We start from the raw sequence: 22,654 nt of genomic DNA, 5'->3' as shown, positions 1-22,654 counted from the left end.
TCGGTTCTCGCCTTGGCCGCAGTCGACGTGCGCTACGCGGCGCTCGGAATCGAAGGACGCCGCGACGGCATCAAGCGCAGATGCAACGTGCATAGCGCCGGAACCACCATCATAAGTATGACCGTGATGAAGAGAATGCCGCAACCGAGTGACGCGGCAAACGGTATCAGGAATTGGGCCTGGATTGCGCGCTCCAGGATCAGGGGCGTGAAGCCGAGGAAAGTGGTCAGGGAAGTGAGCATGATCGGACGAAAACGTCCCTTTGCCCCCTCCATGATCGCGGTTCTCGGCGGGGCGCCTTCCCGGAGTTTCTGATCGATGAAGTCGATCATGACCAGGGAATCGTTCACCACGACCCCGCTCAGACCGAAGATCCCCATGAAGGATACGGCGCTCAGGGCAACTCCCAGGATCCAGTGGCCGAGGATGACGCCGATGAACCCGAAGGGGATGACGGCCATGATGATGAACGGCTTGGTGTATGAACGGAGGGGGATGGCGAGGAGCGCAAAAATCAGGATCAGAGCGACCGCGAAGCCGCGGTAGAGCGCGTCGATGGACTCCAGCTGCTGCTGCTGCTCGCCTCCGAACGTGTAGGTCAGCCCCGGGTACGCCGCGACCAGATCCGCGAGGATCGAATTTTCGAGGATATCGTTGGCTTCGTCGCCGGAGATCACCGAGGCGTCCACATCGGCGGTGACGGTGACGACGCGCTGGCCATCCCTGCGCCGGAGGGCGGACGGCGACACGCCCGGGCTCAGCGAGGCCACACTGACGATCGGCACCTCGTCCCCGCCGGGCGTACGGAGCAGGTAGCCTTCGATATCGGTGATCGAGTTCCGCTCTTCCGCGGGCAGCCGAACGTAAACTCGTACCTCTTCCCGGCCGCGCTGCACCCGGACGGCTTCCGCGCCGAAGAACGCCCCCCTCGCCTGTCCGGCCAGCTCCTGCACGGTGAGACCGAGGGTCCGCGCTTCGGGCCGCAACTCGAGCTGAACCTCCGGGATGCCCGGCGCGTGATCCGACCGTATGTCGTAGACGCCGCTCACGCCGCGGAGTCCGTCGACCACCGAGCTGGCGATCCCGGCGAGGCGCTCCGGGTCCGGATGGGACAGCACGGCCTCGACCGGGTTCCCCAGGGTGAAGATCTCGCCGCTGAAGGTGATGCCGCGCACGTAGGGCAGCACACCCACCTCCTCCCGCCACGCCTGCACGACGTCTCCAGTGGAGATCCGTCTCTGCTGCGCACCGAGGAGCTTGAACTCGATGGTGGCGATATTGGCCTGCGGATTGAGGGTGGGCTGCGGGTTGAGTCCGCCCTCGAGTCTCGATCCCAGTCCGACGGTCACCGAGACGCCGGTCAGCAGCGGCGGCGCATCCCCGGGCCGGCCGAGAGAGAGTCGTTCGATGACCCGGTGGCCCGCAGCCTCCAGCTCCCGCGCCACTTCGTACGTTCTCGGCGCGGTGGCTCCATCGGGCATCTCCAACACGACCGTCACGATATCGCCCTCTACGTCGTCGGCCAGCGTGGTGGGGACGATTCCCGCGGGCACCAGGGAGATGCTCAGCACGAGCATTCCGACGGCCCCTGTCATCGTCACCCCGGGCCGGGCCGTGGCAAACCGCAGGGCCCGGTCCAGGGGGCCTTGCACGAACCGCTGCAGCTGGACGTCGACACGACGCTGAAGTCGCGAGAAGAACCGGTCGAAGGCATTGCCCGGCACCCAGTCCGGACCGGGCAGGTGGGACAGGTGGTTGGGAAGGACGAACAGCGACTCCACCAGCGAAACCATCAGCATGGCGATCATGATGATCGGCAGGGCCCGCCATACGTCACCGACGCCGCCCGGGATGAACAGCAACGGGACGAAGGCCACCGCCGAAGTGAGGACCGCGAACGTCAACGGCACCTTGATCCGCCGGACGCCGCGTATCGCGGCCGCGACTCCGGGGGTTCCGCGACTGCGTTCGTATTGGATGTGCTCGGCCACCACGATGGCGTCGTCAACGACGATCCCTATGGCGAGCACGAAGGAGAAGAGGCTGATGGTGTTGATCGCGACGTCGAGTGCCATCATGACGGCGAGGGCGCCTACACCCGAGACGGCGAGGCCCACGGCAACCCACAGGGCAAGCCGAATCTGGAGAAACAGGCTGAGTGCGACCAACACCAGCAACAAACCCAGAATCCCGTTCTTCAAAAGAAGATTGGCGCGTTCCTCGTAGGCCTGGGATTCGTCGTTCCACAAGGTGATGCCCACGCCGTCCGGCAAAGACGGGATCACCTCGTTGGCCAGGTGCTCGCGCACCGTCGTGGCCACATCCATCACCTGCTCGCCGCCGGCCCGATACACCTCGACGAATACGGCGGGCTGGTTCTGGTGGCGGACAATCAGGTCTGCCTCCTGGAACCCGTCGCGGACCTCGGCGATATCGCCCAGGCGCACGACCGTGCCGTCGCGGCCGCTGAGCAGAACGATCTCCTCGAAGTCCTGCTGGTCGTAGTTCTGCCCGAGGGTCCGCACTCGAACCTGGGATTCCCGGGTATCGATGCTGCCGGCCGACAAGTCGAGCGAACTGCGGCGGATCGCGCCGGCGATGTCGGTAAGAGTGAGCCCCAGGGCCCTCAGCCGGTGAAGCGGTACCTCGATGGAGATCTCGTAGTTCCGGACCCCGCTGACCTCGACCTGGGAGACGGAGGGCAGCGTGGTAAGGTCGTCCTCGATCCGATGCGCCAGTTCCTTCAGCGAGCGCTCGGAGACATCGCCGTAGACGATGAGCCGCATCATGCTGAAGCGGTTGTCCATCTCCTGGAAGCGGGGACGTTCGGCACCGGCAGGGAAGGACTGGATGCGATTGACGGCGGATTCTATGTCGTCCAGGGCCCGATCCATGTCCGTGCCGGAATCCATCTGAATCCGCACGGAGGCGATGCCCGGAGCCGCCAGGGACTTGACCGCCTGCACGTCATCGAGCCCGCTGACCTGGTCCTCGATCTTGACGACGATCGACTCCTCGATCTCCTCCGGCGTGGCACCGGGATAGGCCATCGAGACTTCGATGTGGTAGAAGGGGGTGACAGGCCAGGCTTCGCGCTCGAGGCCGGTCAGGGACACGAGTCCGGCCGCGACGATGCCCATCATCAGGAGATTGGCCGCGATGCCGTTGCTGGCCATATAGGCGAGCGGGCCGGACCGCTCGCGGCGGTCGCCCGGTTCGGGGCCCGCGTCGGGATTCATCGCACCGGGTCGGTCTGGACGCGCATCCCTTGGGTGGCGAACTGAAGTCCACCGGTGATCACTGCCTGGCCTCCCCGCAGGGCGCCGGTGACGAACACCGCATCGTTGGCGCGTTGCAGCACCTGGACCGGAACGATGCTCACGACGCCGTCGCGATCCACCGTCCAGATTTCATTGCCGGGCTGCAGCGCCGCGCGCGGGACCTGAAAGTAGTCCTCCGGTGAGAGTCCCTCGATCTCCACCTCCACGAACTTGCCGACCAGCAACGGAGGGTCGCCCCCAACGGCAGCGGACCGGCCCGCCGGCGCGCCCGCGTCGAACGGATCCGGCACGCGCACGATCACATCGATGGTGCGTGTCTGCGCATCAACGGAGCTTTCGCCCCGATCCACGTAGCCCTCCCAGGCATACATCATGTCCCCGTAGTGGGCGATCACACGAGCCGCCACGTCCCGTGCCCCGTCGCCCGCCTCGAGCCCCCACAATCCGGGGACCAGGGCGGCGTCGGCATCGGCGAGGGGAACGACGACCTCCACCGCCCCCGACGCGAAGAGGCGTCCGACGGGCTGCCCGGGGTTCACGACCTGCCCCGCATCGACAGATTCCTCGCGCACGAAACCATCGAACGGCGCGGTGACCCGGGTCCTGGAGAGCGCAAGTCTCGCCTCCTCAAGCCGGGCTTCGTCCCGGCTCAGCGCGGCCCTGGCCGCTTCCAGCTGAGGCTCCCTCAGCGTGAGCGGACTCGCCTCGGGCGGCGGGGGCCCCGTCTCGCGCCGCTCCGAGTACAGTTCATACTGGGCGCTGGCGATCGTTGCCCGTTCCTGTTCCTCGAGGAAGGCGACGCGGCTTGCCGCGACGTTCGCTTCCGCTACCTGCACGCGGTACGCGTAATCGGCTTCTTCGATGCGGAAGAGCGTCTGGCCCGCCTCCACGCGCCCTCCACTCTGGAACCGCGGGTTTACCCAGACGACCTTGCCGCCCACCTGCGGCGCGACATCGATCTCCTCGCTTGGCCGCACGGTGCCGGATCCGAACACGGGGATCGCGCCCGACCCGGCCACGACACCGGCGGTTTGCGCGAACGGGATCTGGGGAGGCGGTTCCTGGCTTTCCGGCTCGGGGGCCAGCGAGAGCATTAGTGCCGCGACCGCAATCGTACCGACGATGATCACGGCGATGATCCTGAGACTGGATCCGAACAGCAATCTGCGCAGCATTGTGCCTTATCCCATGGAGGTCGAGTGCGCCGGCTTGAGCATAGGAATCTACGGTTTATCCGGTCAACGGGACGGAACCTACCGCGGCGAACGGTCGCGGAGCACGCGCACGACGCGGCCTTCCGAATCGACGACCTGCACCGGACCCCTGAGGACATCGTCGCCCAGGACGACCACGCGGCCGGGCTTCTCGGCCGCGGCGCCGACGCCGGGAAGCGTGTACGGCTCCGCCAGGCTCACATCGACAATGTAACCCAGATCGGCCAGCGACTGGATCGTGATCGCGCTGAGCGTCTCCCGCGATCCGATCCTGTTGAGCGGCCTCATGAGTTCTCCCCGGAGGACGGATCCCCGCCAATGGAGGTTCGCCGTCCCGGCTCCGCCGAAGTTCTCGACGGGGACTTTCGCCCCGCCCGTGTAGTCCGTGCCGCCCGCCGCGTCGAAGGCGTCGAGGGCCAGGGGACCGACGAAGTGCGCGTCGATCGCTCCCACGCCGAGGGCGGGATCCCGAAGGAGCCCGAGAGGACGCCACAGCAGGCCGAATCCGAGCGCGTGCGCGATTTCGTGAACGGCGAGTTCCGTCGCGTCGCCGGAGTCGATGAGGCCGTCGAAGTCCGACTCGTCGAAGAACGCCACGCTCGCGACCGGCAGCATCGACCCTTCGCGCAGACGGCACACGCCGGCCTGGGCGAGCGTCCGGCCCGGACCGTCGATGTCCCGGAACTCGACGAGAACCAGCAGATCATCGATGGTCCCCGGGGGCTCCGTCGTGTGCGCGCCGTAGCATTCGATGTCGTCGTCGACCGTAACGTCCGGCAGTTCCGCGGCGGCCAGCACCGACATCCAGAGTTCCGCCGCCGCGACGACCGCGGCCCGCCGCGGCTCGGTCACCGCGGTGTCGAAGCTGAGCACGATGTCGAACGTCCGGGGCAGCGGCACGGTGACGTCGAAGCGTAGCGCGGCGGCCCGGCCTTCGGGGTCGCGCGCCGTGATCGCCACCGTCGACGTCCCGCGCGTCAAAGCGACGACGCGGACCGTGCTCCCCGAGACTTCGGCGCTCGCGACTTCCCCCGCGGACGACCTCGCCTCGAAAGAGAGGACGTCTCCGTCGGGATCCCGGAAGTAGCCGGACGCTTCGAGCGTCGCCGTCTCCCCGATGGCCAGTTCGAAGTCGGCGACGCCGTCAATGACCATCGGCGGCCGCGTCAGCGGAAGGTCCATGCTCCCGTCGCCGCACGCCCCGGCCGATGCGGCGGCGAGCGCCACGACTACCCGGAACCCGGGCGTTCCCGCTGTCCGTCCCGCGCTACGCACGCCTATTCGCCGAGGACGTGCAACACGACCGTACGCCGGTGGGGGCGGCTCCGGTGCTCGAAGAGGAAGATGCCCTGCCAGGTTCCCAGAGCCGGCGCTCCGTCGAGCACCGGGACGGCCAGGTGCGTCTGGGTCAGGGCGGACCGGATGTGCGCCGGCATGTCATCCGGCCCCTCCATCGTGTGCCGGTAGTGGGGGTCGCCTTCGGGCACGAGGCGGGCGAAGAAGTTGGAGAGATCGTGGAGGACGTCCGGGTCCGCGTTCTCCTGGATCGTCAGCGACGCCGACGTGTGGCGGATGTAGACCGTGAGCATGCCCGTCTCGATCTCGAGCCCGGCAGCCCACTCGAGGATCGGACGGGTGATCTCATACAGACCCTTCCCCCGCGTGTCGACGCCGAGTTGTCGGACGAACTGTTTCAAACCGGCGGGATGCACGAGGGGGTCAGGCCACGTCCTCGCGTGCGGCCCCGGCGGCGTGCGCACGCAGGGCCCGCCACACGCGCTGCGGCGTGAAGGGGAGCGCATCGATGCGGACGCCGACCGCGTCATGGATCGCGTTCGCGATCGCGGGGAGCGACGGGTGCAGCGGCCCCTCGCCCGCCTCCTTGGCGCCGTAGGGACCCTCCGGGTCCACCGACTCGACGATGAGCGCCTCGAACTCCGGGCAGTCCATCGAGGTGGGGATCCGGTAGTCGAGGAGCGACGGCGACGTGTGCAGGCCGCCCTCCACATCTCCCTCGCGGAAGAGTTGTTCCTCGAAGATCGCCTCCGCGAAGCCCATGTAGGCGGAGCCCTCGATCTGGCCCTCGACGAGCACCGGGTTGAGCGCGCGCCCGCAATCGTGCGCCACCCAGATGTTCTTCACGTCGACGACGCCCGTGTCCTCCTCGACCTCGACTTCGGCCACGTGCGCGGTGAAAGAGTAGGCGGGCGAAGATCCGATCGTGCCGCCACGGTAGTCTCCGTGGACATCCTTGGGCGTGTCGTAGGAGCCGACGGCGCCGAGCAGGCCGAACTTCGCCTCGGCGATGTTGAACGCCTCCGAGATCGGGATCCGGCGGCCGGCGTCTTCCGGAGCCTCCGCATCGAAGGCCCAGCCACGCGCCAGGCGCACCCGGGCGGCCGGCACGCCCCATTGCTCCGCGACGGCCTCCGCGACCTGCGCGCGCAGCGTGCGGCAGGCTTCGACGCAGGCGTTCCCCACCATCACGGTCTCGCGCGACGAATAGGCCCCCAGGTCTACCGGCGTGAGGTCCGTGTCGGCCGAGAAGACGCGCACGTATTCGAGCGGGACGCCGAGTTCCTCGCACGCGATGTAGGCCATCGTGGAATCGGAACCCTGCCCGATCTCCGAGGCGCCGTGCAGGATCGCCACCCGTCCCGAGCGCTCGACCTGGACCTGCACCGCGGCCTGGGGCATCTCGTTCGGATAGATCGGGTAGTTCGTGCCGGAGATGTAGGAAGAGGCGGCCATCCCCAGTCCTCGGCCGTTCGGCAGCTGCCGGTGGCGCTTCTTCCAGTCGCTGGCGCGTTCCACCGCCTCGAGGCACTCGAGGAAGCCGTTGGACCGGACCTTGAACTCGTTCACCGTCCGACCCGTGCCCATGAAGTTGCGGCGGCGGAGTTCGAACGGGTCGAGGCCGAGCTTCCGGGCCATCTTGTCGAGCGAGATCTCGTACGCGAAGCGGGGCTGCACCGAGCCGTGGCCGCGCTTGGGACCGCACGGCGCGACATTCGTGTAGACGCGCGTCGAGTCGAAACGGTAGGACTCGATGTGACAGGGCGAGGTGAGCAGCTGTCCCGAGTAGTACGTCGTCACGAGACCGAACGAGGCGTAGGCGCCGCCGTCCAGGATCGTGTGCGCATCGAGCGCCCGCAGCTTCCCTTCGCGCGAGGCGCCCAGCCGGTACTTCATGCGCATGGGGTGGCGGCCGCGGTGCGAGTAGAAAAGCTCCTCGCGTGTGTAGAGGATCTTCACCGGGCGGCCCGTCCGCATCGCGAGGAGCGCCACGCAGAACTCGAGATCGAACGGCTCCGACTTGCCGCCGAAGGCCCCGCCCACGGCCGGCTGCACGACCCGCACCTTCGCGACGTCGTGGTCGAGCACCCGCGCCAGGTCCCGCTGCAGGTAGTGCGGGACCTGCGTCGAGGACCACACTTCGAGCACGCCATCCGGGTTGAGTCGGGAGATCGCGCAGTGGGGCTCGATCGGCGTGTGCGTCGTCCCGTGGAAGAAGTACTCCCCCTCGACCGTGACGTCCGCTTCCGCCATTTGCGCGTCCACATCCCCGAACTCGAGGTGGACGTGCTTGAGGATGTTGCCGTTCCCCCCCGGCTTGCGAGGCGCGTGGATGGGTTCCGCGGCCGCCTCGGGCGTCAGCGACTCCTCGGGTGAGAGATAGACGGGAAGCGGTTCGTACTCGACGTGGATCCGCTCCAGCGCCGCGTTCGCCGTGTCCTCGTCGACCGCCGCCACCGCCGCCACCGCGTCGCCGATGAAGCGCACCTTGTCGAGGCAGAGCGCGTGTTCGTCGCGAGTCCAGGGGATGATCCCGTACGGCGTCGGCATGTCCCGTCCGGTGATGACGCCGTACACGCCCTCGAGGGCCTCCGCTTCGGCGGTGTCGATGGAGACGATCCGCGCGTGCGCCTCGGTGGAGCGGAGGATCTTCCCGTGCAGCATCCCCGGCAGGACGATGTCGTCCGTGTAGATCTCGCGGCCGGTCGACTTGCGCAGCCCCTCCACCCGGCGCGCGCGCCTGCCCAGCGCCGTGAACTCGGCGTCGGCCAGATCCGGGAGCCCGTCGGGGGCTTCCGCGGCCTCAAGCTGCCGGGGCGTCAATTCGTGCGGGTGCATACGTCCAATCTAGTGTCGGTCCCCCTCCGGGGCCCGTCCCATGGCGCGCAGGAGGTCCCAGTAGTCGATCCACGCGGCGGATCGCATGGACAGGGCGCTGAGCCGCGCGCTGCGGAAGGCGCTCGCCGCGTCGAGCAACTCCAGGAGCGACATTTCGTTTTCCGCGTACGCCGCCGTCGCGGAGGCGAGCAGCGCCTCGGCATCCGCCAACAGGCCATCGGCCGCGGCTTCGAGACGGGCGCGGCTGGATGCGTACCGGTCCGAGGTCATCCGGAGGTCGTTCTCCGCCAGCCGTCGTCTGAGGTCGAGTCGATGGGCGGCCGCGGCGCTCCGGGCGTCGGCGGCCTGCCGGTTTCCGCCTCCGCGATCGAACAGCGGCAGCGGGAGATCGAGACCCAGGCTGAGTCCCTGGAATCCGCCCTCCTGCCGTCGATATCCCAGACTGACGGTCGGGTCGGGCATCCAGCGAGACCTCGCAATGGCGAGTTCGGCCTGCGCGGCGTCGAGATCCCGAGCCGCGGCTTCCAGGTCCGGGCGTTCGGGCATCGCGCCCAGCGCGGCTTCCCGCGTCACCGTGGGCGGAAGCCCTTCGAGTGCCGCAGACGGTCCGACCTCCTCGATTCCGGTCCCGGGAAAGGTCAGTGCGGCGAGGCGCCTGCGGGTGCCGCGAGACCGGAGTTCGGCCTCCGCCACATCCTGCTCGGCCTGCACCCGTTCCAGTCGCAATCGCCTCGTTTCGTAGGCGGAGATGTCCCCTTCTTCCAAGCGAATCTCCGCGTCCTCGGCCACCTCCTGGATGACCGCCGCGGCCTGTCGCGCCGTGAGTTCCGCCGCTTCCGCAAACCACGCGAGCGCCCAGGCCTCGCGAACCTCGAAGGCGAGCCGGGTCGAGTCACTGCGGAAGCGGGCGGTGCTCGCTTCGATCGTGTGGGCGGCCGCCCGGTAGCGGGCGGCGGTTCGACCGGGCCACTCCAGGGGTTGAAAGAGGAGCAGATTCTCCTCCCAGTACTCGTCGCCGTTGCGGTCGAGGTCGTCGCGCCTGACCGAGAGCGACGGGTTGAACCAGGCTCGAGACTGGCGCGCGGCTCCGGCGATCTCGGCGGCCTCGGAGCGCGCGATCCTCAGGGCGAAGCTGTTTTCCGCGAACGCCCCGAGGGCCTCCGCAAGCGAGACCCGGCGGACGGCTTCCTGACCGAGGGCCGGGCGCGGCAGAAGGAGAAGGGCGCCAAGGCCCAGAAGCGTGATGTAGCGGATGTTCGATTCCTCGTCGCGATGGCCCGGATCCGGTCCAGCGGGATCTCGGCGCGGTCGGCGGCGCTGCCGGCGGCGCACCCGGATCTCACGGCCAACCTCACCGGTCGCGGCGCCGCGCTGCAAGTGCGGTCAGCGGTCCGCGGCCTCCCGCAGCAGGGCGTCCAGTGTCACGCGGTTCAGCCATTCGCCGCGCCGCACAACGCCCGCGATCCGGCGCGTGTTTCCGACCGCCTCCAGCGGATTGCCCTCCAGCAGCACGAGGTCCGCCGGGCTTCCCGCCACCACCATGCCGGCCCCCTCGCCCCGTTCGAGGAAGCGGGCCGGGTTGACCGTGGCGCTCCGCAACGCCTCGTACGGTGACAGGCCCGCCGCGACCAGTTCCTCCAGTTCGCGATGGAGGGCGAAGCCGAGGGGCGGCGTGTCCGTCCCGGCCATCACGGGAGCGCCGGCGGCCACGAGGGCGCGGATGAGGGAATCCGCCACCGCGAAACCATCCAGCGCGGCCTCGAAGTCGTTCGGCGTGAAGTTGCTCATCCACGGGATCGACATGCGCTCGGTGTAGAAGCGGCGCATGGCGGCGGTCATGTGCGACGCCTCTTCCGTGGCGAGGTAGGCGTCGAGGAGGCGGTCCGGCTTGTGGATCATGCGCACCGAGAGCGTCGGCACGTTCCACGAACCGGCCTCCCGGGTACGCTCGGCGAGCGCCCCGATCCGAGAGGGATCTCCGTGGGCCCAGGCGAGCGTGCGCGACCGCAGATCGGGACCGGGCTGCGCCGGCGCCTCTTCGGGCACGAGGTGCCAGATGTACCCGCGCAGGTGTTCGATGCTGGCCTGGCCCGCCGCGAGGACGCCGTCGAGGCCCACCTCGAAGGGCACGTGCCCCGCCACCGGGATCCCGAGTCCGCGCGCCTCGGCGACGATGCCCCGGTAGGCCGCCGCGGGCACGTTGTTGTACACCTTGATGAAGTCGTACCCGGCGGCATGCTGCTCGCGCACGGCGCGAGCGCCGTCGAGGCTGTCGCGGACGATCACGCGTCCCGCGGTATCGATGACGGCGGCGAATTCCGGTGGCGGCAGTCCCTCGATGATGGCCCCCGCCGTGTGGATGTCCGGCCCGGCCAGTTCGCCGCTCCGGACGCGGTCGCGAAAGTCGAGCGTATGCGGCCCACCCGACAGGATGCGCACGCCGGTGACCCCGGTCGCCAGGAACCGCCCGAGCGCCGACGCCTCCCCGAAGTGGACGTGCATGTCGTTCAGGCCCGGGATGAGGAAGCGACCGCGGGCGGCGACCCGGACGGCGCCGTCGGGGACGTCCGCTTCGGCCGACGGCCGCACCGCGAGCACGCGGCCATCGCCGATGAGGACCGTCACGCCGGTGAGCACGCGCTCGCCATCCATCGGGATGACCGAAACGTCTTCGATGGCCAGCGTGGCCCGGGCGGCGGGCGGCGGGCCGGCTCCCAGTACATCCCTCACCAGCCACCAGGCGCCGACGGTGAGGATGGCGGCGGGGATGACGAAGCGGAGCCAGTAGTAGAGCCAGAGCGTGGGCACGCGCCGCCTCCGCGGCCGATCATCGCCTGCTGCCAGCTGCCGCAGCACCTCGGAGCGGTCCAGGGCCCACCCCACGGCGACGACCGAGAGCAGCGCGCCGAGCGTCTGGAAGCCCGACCCGAAGGTCAGATCCCACGGCGTGAACACGTTCATGTTGATCATCGGGGGCAGTGCGAAGGCGAACACGACCACGGTGGTCAGGGTGACGGCGCGCGAGCGGCCGATCCCGGTGTTGTCGGTGACCCCGGCTACCAGCACTTCCAGCGCCGCCACGTCCGACAGGTAGGCGCCTCCGAACAGCGCCAGGAAGAAGAGCGTCCCGAACACGGCTCCGGCCGGGATCTGGCCGAACACTTCGGGCAGCGTGACGAAAAGGAGACCGGGGCCGCTCGCAGGTTCGAGTCCGAACGCGAACACGGCGGGGAAGATGGCGAGCCCCGCCAGGAGTCCGGCGCAGAGGTCGCCGCCCGCGGTGAAGACGGCGTTGCCGCGCAGGGAGTCGCCGCGGTTCAGGTAGGAGCCGTACACGACCATGAACGTGCCGCCCAGCGAAAGACTGAAGATCGCCTGGCCCAGCGCCCCCAGCATCACGGGTGGCGTGAGCGCGCCGGGATCGAAGGCGCCGAGGTACCAGCGCAGGCCCTCTCCAGCTCCGGGCAGCGTGAGCGAGCGGGCGATGAGGATGACGAGCCCCGCGAGGAGCGCGGGCACGATGAAGCGGCTTGCCCTCTCGATTCCGCGCCGCAGGCCGCGCCGCAGCACGGCGGCGCAGGTGAGGAGAACCACGCCCGTGCAGGCACATTGCAGCAGGAAGGAGCGGAGGGAAAACCCCTCGTCCGGGGGAAGGATCGCTGCGGCGTCGATCTCGATCCCGACGCCGGAGAGCAGCCCGGCCAGGGCGTGGTACAGCACCCAGCCGAGCGCGTTCGAGTAGTAGCCGGTGGCGGCGGTGACGCCGACGAAGAAGATCCAGCCGAGGGCGCGGCCGAAGGGGAGACCGGCCGACTCGAACGCGCCGACCGGGCCGCGGCGGGTGTGCCGGCCCAGCGTCCACTCCGCCATGAGCGCGGGAACGCCGATCAGCACGACGGCCAGTACGTAGAAGGCGACGAAGGGAGCCCCGCCGAACTCGCCGACCATGTACGGGAAGCGCCACACGTTCCCGAGACCGACGGCGACGCCGATCATCGTGGCCACGAGCCCGAAGCGGGAGCCGAACGTCTCGCGTCTGTCTCGTTCCATCCCCGGCCTCTAGCTTGGCGGGTCGCATGTGGCCGCCGGCGCCCGGCGCCCAGGTGACTCGCCCCTCGCTGACGGGCGAAACCTTGGGGCAGGGGCCGGCCGAGAGAAAGAGACGCCAGTGTGAAAGCTCCCTGGTTCCGCCGCTATCTGCTGCCGGGGCTCGTCTTCCAATCGGCCGTCATCGCCGGTGGATACGGCACGGGACGGGAGAATGTCGAGTTCTTCCTCTCCATCGGCCCCACGCCCGGCCTCTGGGCGATGGCGCTCTCCACCGCCATCTGGAGCGCGGTGTGCGCCGTCACGTTCGAACTCGCGCGGCAGTCCCGCAGCTACGAGTACCGCAACTTCTTCAAGCGGCTGCTCGGTCCGTCCTGGGTCCTGTTCGAGATCACGTACGTGCTGCTGACACTCCTCGTACTGGCCGTCATCGGGGCGGCGGCGGGCACGATTGCGAACGAGACGTTCGGCCTCCCGTACGCGCTGGGCGTGATCGTGGCGCTGGGGGCGGTCGCGCTGCTCCTCTTCTACGGGAGCGTGGCGATCGAGCGCTTCTTCGCCGGCTGGTCTTTCGCCCTCTACGCAGTGTTCGTGGCGCTCGTGGTGTGGTCGCTGGTGCGCTTCGGGTCCACGCTGGGCCCGAGCTTTGCCGCCAGCAGCCTCAACAGCGACTGGCTCGTGAAGGGGGTCCAGTACGGCGGCTACAACCTCTCGGCGGCCGCCGTGGCGCTGTTCACCGTGCGCCACATCCAGACCCGGAACCAGGCCGTGTGGGCCGGCCTGCTGGCCGGCGTCATCGGGATGCTGCCGGCCTTCTTCTTCTACCTCGCGATGGTGCCGCATTACCCGGCGATCGTCGACGCCGCCAACCCCTCGAACTTCATCCTCGAAGCGCTCGGGTCGACGACGTTCCAGGTCGCGTACGGAATCATCCTCTTCGGCACCCTGATCGAGACCGGGACGGGGATGATCCACGCGGTGAACGAGCGGCTCGCCGTCACGCGGCGCGAGCGGGGCGCGGGGCTGCCGAGCTGGGCGAGGCCGGTGGTCGCGGCGGTCTTCCTCGGGGTCGCGCTGTCCCTCACCCCTCTCGGCCTCATCGACCTCATCCGTCAGGGATACGGGACGATCACCTGGGGGTTCATCGTCTACTACGTCCTGCCCGTCCTCACCATCGGCGCGTGGCTCGCCTTTCGTAAGCGGCGCGCGGAGGGTGCCCCGTGAACACGCGCGCCATCCTCATCGGCCTCGTGCTCGGACTGGGGCTCGGGATCGCCGCCTCGGCCACCGGGTCGCCGGCGCTCATGCGCGCGGCCGAGGCCGCCGCACCGCTCGGACAGGTGTTCCTGCGCGCGATCCAGATGGTCGTGATTCCGCTCGTGGCCGCCGTCGTTTTCGTCGGCGTGGGGCGGATCGGGAGCCTTCGCAAGCTGGGGCGGATCGGGGGTCTCTCGGTCGGCTTCTTCTGGATCACGACGCTGCCCGCGATCCTCATCGGGATGGGCGTGATGGGGTTCGCGCTCACTTTTACGGCGCCGGTGCCGCCTCCGACCCCGACGACGGAACTGAACACGGCGACGCCGGGCGTCATCGACTTCCTCGTGAACCTCGTGCCGAGGAACCCGGTACAGGCGGCGGCGGACGGGTCGCTGCTCTCGATCCTCATCTTCACCGTCCTTCTCGCGGCGGCCACGACGACATTGCCACGGGAGAAGCGGGAGTTGCTCACCGGATTCGCGGAGACGGCCGGCGACGCGCTCATCAAGCTCATGAACTGGGTCCTGTGGACGGCGCCCGTGGGCGTCTTCGGCCTCGCGGCGCCGGTGGTTGCGCGCACGGGTCTGGCGCTGCTCCAGAACCTCGCCGTCTTCATCCTGGCCGTCGTCGTGGGCCTCTTCATTCTGAAGGGTCTCATCCTGCTGCCGATCGTCCGCTTCGTCGGCGGCATGCGGGCGGGGCGTTTCATCCGCGGCACCGTGGGGACGTACACCGTGGGCTTCACGACGACGACGTCCGTGGGCACGCTGCCGATGATGCTGCAGGAGGCGGAGAAGCTTGGGCTCCGGCGGGACCGCTACCGGCTGATCCTCCCGCTGGCGGCCTCGATCAACCGGCCCGGGAGCGCCCTCTTCCAGAGCGCCTCGCTCGTCTTCCTCGCCGCCATGTACGGGGTCCCGCTCGATGCGGGGCTCATCGCCGCGGCGGTCCTCGCGATCTTCCTCGCCGCGATGACGGTGGCGCCGGTGCCGAGCGCGAGCATTGTGTCGATGGTCCCCGCGCTCGACGTGGTGGGCGTGCCGCTGGCCGGACTCGGGATCCTGCTCGGGATCGACCGCGTGCCCGACGTCTTCCGCTCGGCGGCGAACGTCATCGGCCATATGGCCGCCGCCACGACCGTCGATGCGATGACGCAGAACGATGAAGAGGTGGACGAAGGGACGGAGGACGGATGACGAGGCTCCCCGCCGCGGGTCCGCTGCCGCGGCCCCGGGACCCGGAAGAGGGACGCGAGACGCTGCGCGCGGAGGCGATCCCGGCGGCGGACGTCCAGCGCGTCCGGCTGCGGGCACTGGAGTTCACGTCGCTGTGCCCGAAGACGGGCCAGCCGGACTTCGGGCGGGTGACGATCGACTACGAGCCGCGCGACCGCTGCCTGGAGTCGAAGGCGCTCAAGTTCTACCTGTGGTCCTTCCGGGACGAGGGCGAGTTCTGCGAGACGCTCGCGGCCCGGATCGCCGACGACGTGGTGTTCGCGATCGATCCGCGGCGGGTGCGGGTGGACGTGGAACAGAACGTGCGCGGCGGCATCGAAATCGTCGCGACGGCGGAGCGCGGGGAGGCTGCCGCCGACTGAGGCTCCCGCCCTTCTCCCCGGGCGCGGTGCGCGCCGACCGGCGTGGTCAGGGCGTGTGGCGGATGGCGCGGCCGGGGCGGGCGCCGGTCGGCTCCCCGGCGGACCAGGTCTCCACGCCGCCGAGCCACACGCTCTCCACGCCCTCCGCCTGCCGGGTCCCGTTGTCGAACGTCGACCGGTCCACCACGCGCTCCGGGTCGAAGATCACGAGGTCCGCCCGGGCCCCGGCGCGCAGCACGCCCCGGTCGCTCAGCCCCAGCCGCCGCGCCGGCATCGAGGTCGCACGCCGCACCGCCCGTTCCAGCGTCAGGATGCCGCGCTCCCGAACGTAGTGCCCCAGCACGCGCGGGAACGTGCCGGCCCCGCGCGGGTGCGCGCTCCGCACTCCGCCGTCGCTCGCCGTCATCACCCACTCCGACGCCATGAACGTGTCGACGTCCTCCTCGTTCATCGTGTGGCCGATGAGCCCGGAGCCTCCGTTCTCCATGATCCACATATAGGCTTCGACGTCCGTCATCCCCCTGCGCCGGGCGATTTCGTCGAGCCGCAGTCCGTTCAGTTCGGGTTCGGACCAGAAGGCGACGATCTGCAGCCGGTTCCCGCCGCCCGCCGCGGCGATCCCCTCCGCCACGGAGTCGGGGTTCGAGAACATCCTCGAACGCACGACGATCGCGAGCCCGGATTGCCAGGCCGCGTACGGGTACTGGTCCGCCGTCACATCCAGCCCCTCCTCGTTGGCCTGCCGGATCCGCTCCAGCACGTCCGGAGCGCGTCCCCAGACCGAGGCGTTCCCCGCCTTGATGTGCGACATCTGCACGGGGAGGCCCGCTTCCCGCCCGATGCGGATGGCCTCGTCGACCGCCTCGAGGAGCCCCTCCTCCTCGTCGCGCATGTGGGTCATGTAGAAGCCGCCGTGGCCGGCGGAGGCCCGCGCGAGGGCGATCAACTCGCCGGTGGAGGAGTAGAAGCCGGGGTCGTATTCGAGACCGCTCGAGAGGCCGAACGCGCCCTCCGCCATCCCGCGCTCGACGCGCACCGTCATGTCCGCGATCTCGGCGTCGGTCGCGGTGCGCCGGTAGTCGTCCCCGAGCACGAGACTGCGCACGGTGCCGTGGCCCACCAGCGTCGCGACGTCCACCGTGGGCCGGAGTTCGTCGATGCGACCGAGGTAGTCCGAGATCGGCCACTGCGAGGAACCGTCGGCCCCGACCACGATCGTGGTGATGCCCTGCGCGAGCTGTGTCGTGGCCAGCGGGAAGTCGAACAAGCGCGTCGTGGAGTGGTTGTGGATGTCGATGAAACCGGGGGCGAGGACGAGACCCGCGAGGTCGCGCCGTTCCGCGTCGGGCGGAGCCGCGACGGAACCCGGGGCGCCGAGCGCCGCGATGGTTCCGCCCTCGATGAGCAGGTCGCCGACATAGCCGGGCGCACCCGTCCCGTCGACGAGCGTCGCGTTCGTGAACAGGACGGTGGCCGGTTCTTCCGCCGCACCGATGGCCGCCTGCGCGGCGACCCATTCCGGAGCGCCTGCCCCTCCCGCGATTCCCAACATCAGCGCCGACAGGAGGTGGAGCGTTTGCACGCGGTGGCGGGTGTATTTCGTTCGATCAGACATATCGCGTTACTTTCGTGTTCCGTGACGATGAAACCGGTGCGGTCCCCCCGAAGGGTAGACCCGCCGTGGAAGGTTCCAATAGAGGGAGAACGATGGAAAGGTACGCACGTCTTGTGTTTTCGTTCGCCACGCTGCTCCTGGCGCTGGCGCCCGTGACGCTGGCGGGACAGGCCGAGGTGCAAACCGCAGAGGCGCCGCTCAGCATCGGCGTCATCGATCTGGACGCGGCCGCGTTCGGGTCTCCGGCGGGACAGGTGCTCGCACAGCAACTCACGGACTTCCAGCAGGAACTCGCCGCCGAGCTGCAGGTGCGCCAGGAAGCGGTGCGCGCGATCGAGCTGCGCGTGGCCGAGGCGGACAGCCTGACCGTCGATGAGCAGCGGGTGCTCGAGCGCGAGTACCAGGACGCCCTCACGGCCTTCCAGCGCTACCAGCAGGACAAGCAAGAGGAAGCGACCGCGCTGCAGAACGACGGACGCGAGCGGATCCGCGCGGAACTCGCGCCGGTGATCGAGGCGATCCAGGCGGAACTGGGGTACGACCTGATCCTGAACGCGACGAGCCCCATCATCATCCTGTTCAGCGAACGCGTCGACATCACGCCGCTCGTCATCGACCGCCTCGCCGCGGAGGACCCCGGCGGTTCATGACCCGCGCGCGGCGGACGCCGCCGGGCCCCTACCCGGGAAGGGGGCGGGTCAGCTTGATGAAGAGCAGGTTCCGGACCCGGCCGCCGCCCACGCGCAGCGCCGGGACGGAGCCGTCCGGCGCGCGTTCGAAGCGCACCTCGCGCATGAACCAGCGGTCCGTGGCGAACTCGTCGCGGGCTCGCGGCTCGAGGGCGATGTCGCCGTGGCGTATGTGGCGCGCGACGAGTCCTTCGTCCGTCACCTCGATGTGGTATAGCGCGTCAAGTTCCGGGCTGTAGTAGCTGCCCGCATACTCGGCCAGCGTCGCCGGGTCGGATGCCGGAGGCGGGACGGAATCTGCGGCTGGTGAAGGCGCATCGTCGTCCTCCTCCGGAGCCGCCTCGGGAAAGACCTCGGCGAGGACGACTTCCGCCACCTGTCGTGCCCGGCCGCCCGGGTTGCCGTTGGCGACGTTCGTGAGGACGACGACCCCGACGTCCGCCTCGGGATACCAGGTCGCCTGCGTCCGGAACCCCGCGTCGGCGCCTCCGTGCCCCACCGTGCGCAGGCCGCGGTGGTCGCCGATGCTGAGGCCATGCGCGTACGGGATCGTGTCTCCGCTGTTCAGGATCCCGCGCGTCGTCATCATCTCCATCACCTGCGTGCCGCCGACCGTCTCGTGCCGGAAGTTGTCGAGCCAGCGGGCGAGGTCGTCCGCCGTCGTAAAGAGGCTCGTCGCCCCCGCGTTCGCGTAGCTGAGAACCGCCTTGGTGTACTCCGGTTCCCGCCCCACCCCGCCTCCCTCCCCCCTCCCATCGTCGTCCGTCGGCACCGGCCGGTAGGAATAGGCGCGGTCGGGGACGATGTGTTCGTGGTCATCGTGGAAGTGGGTTCGGTCCATGCCGAGCGGCCGGAAGATCCTCGCGGCGGTGAACTCCGGAAAGGACATGCCGCTGACCGCTGCCGCCGTCTGGGCGAGGAGAGTGTAGCCCATGTTGGAGTAGAGGTACTCCGAGCCGGGCACGAAGTTGAGTTCCCGCTGGCGCGACATGAGGCCGAGGATCTGTTCTGTCGTGATCACGTCGTCGAGGCGCCAGCCGGAGATCCCGAGAAGCTGCCACTGGTCCCGGATCCCGCTCGTGTGGTGGATCATCTGGCGGACGGTGACCGGATGCTCGAACTCCGGGACGAACCCGAGGTGCGCCTGTACACGGTCGTCGAGCGAGAGCGCCCCCTCGGCCGCGAGCATGGTCACTGCCATGGCGGTGAACTGCTTGGACACGGAAGCGACGTGGAAGACCGTGCGCGGAGTGACGGGGACGCCATGCTCGATCTGGGCGTAGCCGTAGCCGCGCGAGTGAATGATCTCGCCGTCGCGGATGACCGACACGGCGGCGCCCGCCGAGCCCGGGCGGTCCAGATCGGCGAACACGGCGTCGATCCCGCGCGCGAGGTCGGAAGACGAAGCCGGATCTCCGGCGCCTCCGCACCCGGCGAGCAGGGCGACGGCGACGAGCGGGAGGAGGGCGGCGGGGGCTACCGGACGCATGCGGGCGGCCGTGCGATCACGGATCGTGGAGTTCGACAAGCATCTCGATCTCGACGGACTGGTCGCGCGGGAGGGACGCCATGCCCACGGCCGCGCGGGCGTGCTTCGAGATCGCGGGGCCGAACACCTGTTCCATGAGGTCGGAGCAGCCGTTGATGACCTGCGAGTGCTGCGTGAAGTCCGGAGGCGTGTTCACCATCCCGAACACGCGCACGATGCGCTTCACGCGGGACAGGTCGCCGATCTCGCGCGCGAGCGACGCGAGGAGGCAGACGCCGACCCAGCGCGCGATCTCGTAGCCCTCCTCGACCGTGTGATCGAGGCCGACCTTCCCGGTGTTGCTCTCGTCCAGGCCGCCGCAGGGGCCGTGGCCGGCGAGGAAAACGAGATTCCCGGTCGTCACCGCCTTCACGAAGTTGGCGGTCGGCGCATCCGGGGTCGGAAGTTCGATCCCGAGTTCGGCGAGACGCTCTTCCGGAGTCTGGGCGGCGGCTCCGGCGGCCAGGGGCAGGAGGACGAAGAGTCCCGCGAGCGCGCCGAAGACGGAGCGCGACGCGCGCCCGGATCGCTGTGAGAGCGAGATCATGCGGCTCCCTCCGGATCGTGCCGCCGGGAGACGATCGCCTCGGGGGTCTCGCCGGTCCGGATCGCTTCGGCGGCGATGTCCACGGCCTCGAAGATCTTCGTATAGCCCGTGCAGCGGCAGAGATTGCCGGAGAGCGCCCGCGCGACGTCCTCGCGAGCGGGGTCCGGATCGCGGGTCAGCAGTCCATGGGCCGAGCAGAGAATGCCCGGTGTGCAGAAGCCGCATTGCGCCCCTCCCGTGAGATCGAAGGCATCCTGGAGCGGGTGGGGGCCGGACGCGTCCGCGAGACCTTCGACGGTCGTGATCTCGTGACCCGTGGCCTCGTGCACCGGCATGATGCAGGAGAGCACGGCCTCGCCATCGCGGAGCACCGTGCACGCCCCGCAGTCCCCCTTGTCGCACCCCTGCTTCGATCCCGTGAGGCCGAGCCCGTACCGGAGGGTTTCGAGGAGGGTGTAGTGGGACGGCACTCCGACCCGGCGCCGGTCTCCGTTCACCCGCAGTTCCACCACGTTGTGCATGATGACCAAGTTGTTCGGGGCGCTCCCGGGCGGCAACCGAAATCGGGCGGCCTGCCAGGTCCGGGTGCGCATCGTGTGACGAAAGCCCCATGTTTAATCGTCTGGAGAGAGTCCGCCCGTGGATGACGGCCATATGAGGGAACACACGATGCATCGCCTGGCTCGACGAACTCTGCTCTCACTCGTGCTGTCCGCCTGGGGAGCGTCCGCGCTCGCCCCCGAAGCCGTGCGCGCCCAGGAGATCCCGGTCGACCGCTGGCTGGTCACGAGCGCGGAGCACGCGGCGGGCACCCCCCCGCTCCCGGTGGCGGGGCCGGACCGATTCCCCGACCGGAACCTCGAAACGGCCGCGGGTACGTGGTCGCTCTTTCGCCGCGATGGACAGGCGGCGATGGATTTCTCGGAGTTCGCGGAAACCGGACAGGCGACGCTCGCCCACGTGTACCTGAAGTCATCCGCGGACGCCAGCGTGCGGCTCGAACTGGGCGTCGAGCCCTGCGCGCGGCTCGAGGCGTGGGTGAACGCGCAGCACCTCGCGTACGACGGAACCGCCCGCGAGGTGCGGCTGGCAGCGGGTTGGAACACGCTCCTCGTCGTGCTCGACGGCGACCCCGGGTGTGATCGTTCGCTCACCGCGCGGCTCTCCGCCGACGCGGGTCCGAACGTGGGGACGAGGCGCGACGACCGCTCCGGCGACCGGTTGACCGTGCAGGCCTCCCGCCCTCCCGGCGTGCGGCCGACCTGGCCCGAGGGTGTCGTGACGGTCTCGACTCCCCGCATCACGGGGCTCGCCTGGCACCCGGACGACGATGATCTCCGGGCCGCCATCAGCTACGAGCTGGCGAGCTGGGGTCGCGAGTTCGAGGCCGGCGTGGAGGGTGCCGGCGCCCCGGGGATCCAGCGTCTCCCGCCCGGCTTCCGGAACCCCTTCGATCTCCCCCGCCGGAGCGGCGGCGCCCCGGGCGAGGCGGGCGAAGCGGGTGAGGCGGGTGAGAGGGACGATGAGACCGGCCCGACCGACCCGGAAGGAATGCGGGCGCGGATGGTCGCTCAGCTGCTGGGCCGGCCGGAACCCCGTGCCCCGGCGCCGAGACAGGGTTCCGTGGAGTTGCGCCTCGCGGACGAGTCGTTCGTCGCCGCCTCCAACGACCTCGAGCCGGGCGTGCCCCTCTCCTTCGAGGGCGTTCTCCCCTTCCGGAAGCTCCGTGAGGCCGCGCTGCGCAACGACGGCATGAAGGGCGAGTTCCGCTGGGACGGCGGAGATGGCGAGGGCGAGGGGCGCATGCCGGCGGCGCCCGTGCTGAGAGCGCTCCACGGCGCGCTGGAGTTGGCGCTCGCTGCCGGGACGGACGGCGTGTGGCGCGGCACGCTGCGGGTTCCGGATACCCTGGCCGGCTTCGTGCTCCGAGGTACGGAGGGATCGTGGACGATCGACGGATCGGCGGTGGAGGACGGCCTCCTGTGCGACCCGTGCGAGCGCGGCCGACGGCTGGCCATCGAGTTCCGCGGGACCGCCGGCACCGATGCGGAGCCGCCGCGTGCGCGCATCGCGGACCCCGGGCTCCCGGACCTGTCCGGGACCGGAGCGCCGGCGGCGATCGAGTTGCTGAGGGCGCTGGAAGGGGATAACCGCCGCTACCGCGCTCTCATTGGGGGGCCGTCGCCGGATCCTCCTCTTCAGACGGCTCCGGCGGCTCCGGCTCGGTCGTAGGCGGGGCGATCACGGGCTCCGAGGACGACTTCGGGCCGAACGTCGGACGCGAGGAATCCGTGGACCAGGGATCGATGAACTCCTGAGCCGGATCCGCTTCATCGCGCGGCGTGGGCGGTTCCTGTTCCTCCAGGACGGGCCCCGCAGTCGCTTCGGCAGTCGCTTCGGGGGCGTCCTCTTCGTCCTCCGTTTCGTCCGCGGAGGCGGGGGACGCCCCGGTGGCCGCGGCGGTTCCGGCGGCGGTCGCGGTTCCGGCGATCGTCGCTTGGCCCGCGGTCGCGGGTTTCGAAGGCGTGGGCGGCGACTTCCACTGCGTCTCCCGGCCGGCGGCCTCGAGTTCGCGCTGAATCTCGTTCATCCCCTTCCGGAACTCGCGGATCCCCTTGCCGATGGTGCGGGTGACCTCCGGCAGGCGGCGGGGCCCGAACACGATGAGCACGAGCATCGCGATGAGGAGGATCTCGCCGATTCCGAACCCGGTCATATTCATGACGGTGCGATCAGCCGACCGGC

The 22,654-nt window shown here is 69.6% G+C and carries 17 protein-coding genes; 5 read left to right on the top strand and 12 right to left on the bottom strand.

The window, feature by feature from the left end; translation table 11 throughout:
• Positions 1 to 32: 32 nt before the first annotated feature.
• The 7 genes from RN901_RS01455 to RN901_RS01425 all read right to left on the bottom strand — a co-directional run bounded on the left by RN901_RS01455 (position 33) and on the right by RN901_RS01425 (position 12,679).
• Positions 33 to 3,239 carry an efflux RND transporter permease subunit gene (locus tag RN901_RS01455; RefSeq protein WP_310755067.1) on the bottom strand — a complete coding sequence of 1,069 codons (3,207 nt, stop codon included), beginning with the start codon at positions 3,237 to 3,239 and terminating at the stop codon, positions 33 to 35.
• Positions 3,236 to 4,456, bottom strand: a complete 1,221-nt coding sequence (locus tag RN901_RS01450; RefSeq protein WP_310755065.1) for an efflux RND transporter periplasmic adaptor subunit — start codon at positions 4,454 to 4,456, stop codon at positions 3,236 to 3,238. The genes RN901_RS01455 and RN901_RS01450 overlap by 4 nt, the downstream gene beginning before the upstream one ends.
• A gap of 78 nt (positions 4,457 to 4,534) precedes the next feature.
• Entirely contained in the window at positions 4,535 to 5,770 is a 1,236-nt protein-coding gene (locus RN901_RS01445) for a leishmanolysin-related zinc metalloendopeptidase (RefSeq protein ID WP_310755063.1), read from the bottom strand.
• Between the two features lie 2 nt (positions 5,771 to 5,772).
• Positions 5,773 to 6,192 carry a secondary thiamine-phosphate synthase enzyme YjbQ gene (locus RN901_RS01440; protein ID WP_310755061.1) on the bottom strand — a complete coding sequence of 140 codons (420 nt, stop codon included), beginning with the start codon at positions 6,190 to 6,192 and terminating at the stop codon, positions 5,773 to 5,775.
• A gap of 22 nt (positions 6,193 to 6,214) precedes the next feature.
• Positions 6,215 to 8,629 carry a molybdopterin cofactor-binding domain-containing protein gene (locus RN901_RS01435; RefSeq protein WP_310755059.1) on the bottom strand — a complete coding sequence of 805 codons (2,415 nt, stop codon included), beginning with the start codon at positions 8,627 to 8,629 and terminating at the stop codon, positions 6,215 to 6,217.
• Positions 8,630 to 8,638: 9 nt separating this feature from the next.
• The gene (locus RN901_RS01430; RefSeq protein ID WP_310755057.1) at positions 8,639 to 10,006 is read right to left on the bottom strand and encodes a TolC family protein; all 1,368 of its coding nucleotides are present in this window, start codon (positions 10,004 to 10,006) and stop codon (positions 8,639 to 8,641) included.
• A gap of 6 nt (positions 10,007 to 10,012) precedes the next feature.
• Positions 10,013 to 12,679 carry a sodium-dependent transporter gene (locus RN901_RS01425; RefSeq protein ID WP_310755056.1) on the bottom strand — a complete coding sequence of 889 codons (2,667 nt, stop codon included), beginning with the start codon at positions 12,677 to 12,679 and terminating at the stop codon, positions 10,013 to 10,015.
• Positions 12,680 to 12,799: 120 nt separating this feature from the next.
• Here RN901_RS01425 and RN901_RS01420 point away from each other — a divergent pair, with 120 nt between their 5' ends.
• From RN901_RS01420 to queF, 3 genes are read left to right on the top strand one after another with little or no spacing between them, the layout of a single operon-like run.
• On the top strand, positions 12,800 to 13,900 hold the full coding sequence (locus RN901_RS01420; RefSeq protein ID WP_310755054.1) for a hypothetical protein: 1,101 nt from the start codon (positions 12,800 to 12,802) through the stop codon (positions 13,898 to 13,900).
• The gene (locus RN901_RS01415; RefSeq protein ID WP_310755052.1) at positions 13,897 to 15,129 is read left to right on the top strand and encodes a dicarboxylate/amino acid:cation symporter; all 1,233 of its coding nucleotides are present in this window, start codon (positions 13,897 to 13,899) and stop codon (positions 15,127 to 15,129) included. The genes RN901_RS01420 and RN901_RS01415 overlap by 4 nt, the downstream gene beginning before the upstream one ends.
• Positions 15,126 to 15,530: a preQ(1) synthase gene (gene queF / locus RN901_RS01410; RefSeq protein WP_310755050.1), complete on the top strand. Its 405-nt coding sequence runs from the start codon at positions 15,126 to 15,128 to the stop codon at positions 15,528 to 15,530. Before RN901_RS01415 ends, queF begins: the two co-directional genes overlap by 4 nt.
• Positions 15,531 to 15,576: 46 nt before the next feature.
• Here the strand turns inward: queF and RN901_RS01405 are convergent, their stop codons facing one another.
• Positions 15,577 to 17,145 carry a D-aminoacylase gene (locus RN901_RS01405; protein WP_310755048.1) on the bottom strand — a complete coding sequence of 523 codons (1,569 nt, stop codon included), beginning with the start codon at positions 17,143 to 17,145 and terminating at the stop codon, positions 15,577 to 15,579.
• A gap of 92 nt (positions 17,146 to 17,237) precedes the next feature.
• Between RN901_RS01405 and RN901_RS01400 the strand changes: the two genes are divergently transcribed.
• On the top strand, positions 17,238 to 17,795 hold the full coding sequence (locus RN901_RS01400) for an OmpH family outer membrane protein (protein WP_310755046.1): 558 nt from the start codon (positions 17,238 to 17,240) through the stop codon (positions 17,793 to 17,795).
• A gap of 28 nt (positions 17,796 to 17,823) precedes the next feature.
• Here RN901_RS01400 and RN901_RS01395 read toward each other — a convergent pair whose 3' ends face one another.
• From RN901_RS01395 to RN901_RS01385, 3 genes are read right to left on the bottom strand one after another with little or no spacing between them, the layout of a single operon-like run.
• Complete coding sequence (locus RN901_RS01395) at positions 17,824 to 19,323, bottom strand: serine hydrolase domain-containing protein (RefSeq protein WP_310755044.1); 1,500 nt, start codon at positions 19,321 to 19,323, stop codon at positions 17,824 to 17,826.
• A 16-nt stretch (positions 19,324 to 19,339) separates the two neighbouring features.
• Positions 19,340 to 19,909, bottom strand: coding sequence for a RidA family protein (locus RN901_RS01390; RefSeq protein ID WP_310755042.1), 570 nt, complete (start codon positions 19,907 to 19,909; stop codon positions 19,340 to 19,342).
• The gene (locus RN901_RS01385) at positions 19,906 to 20,466 is read right to left on the bottom strand and encodes a 2Fe-2S iron-sulfur cluster-binding protein (protein ID WP_310755040.1); all 561 of its coding nucleotides are present in this window, start codon (positions 20,464 to 20,466) and stop codon (positions 19,906 to 19,908) included. Before RN901_RS01385 ends, RN901_RS01390 begins: the two co-directional genes overlap by 4 nt.
• 97 nt (positions 20,467 to 20,563) lie before the next feature.
• Between RN901_RS01385 and RN901_RS01380 the strand changes: the two genes are divergently transcribed.
• Positions 20,564 to 22,141 (top strand): hypothetical protein, encoded by a 1,578-nt coding sequence (locus tag RN901_RS01380; RefSeq protein WP_310755038.1) that lies wholly within the window; start codon positions 20,564 to 20,566, stop codon positions 22,139 to 22,141.
• Here RN901_RS01380 and RN901_RS01375 read toward each other — a convergent pair.
• On the bottom strand, positions 22,077 to 22,631 hold the full coding sequence (locus tag RN901_RS01375) for a twin-arginine translocase TatA/TatE family subunit (RefSeq protein ID WP_310755036.1): 555 nt from the start codon (positions 22,629 to 22,631) through the stop codon (positions 22,077 to 22,079). The two genes, RN901_RS01380 and RN901_RS01375, sit on opposite strands and share 65 nt — an antisense overlap.
• Positions 22,632 to 22,654 lie beyond the last annotated feature (23 nt).

The sequence above is a fragment of the Candidatus Palauibacter soopunensis genome (genome assembly GCF_947581735.1).
GTDB lineage: Bacteria > Gemmatimonadota > Gemmatimonadetes > Palauibacterales > Palauibacteraceae > Palauibacter > Palauibacter soopunensis.
Note: the sequence above shows the minus strand (reverse complement) of the source record. Positions and strands in the feature narration are given on the sequence as shown.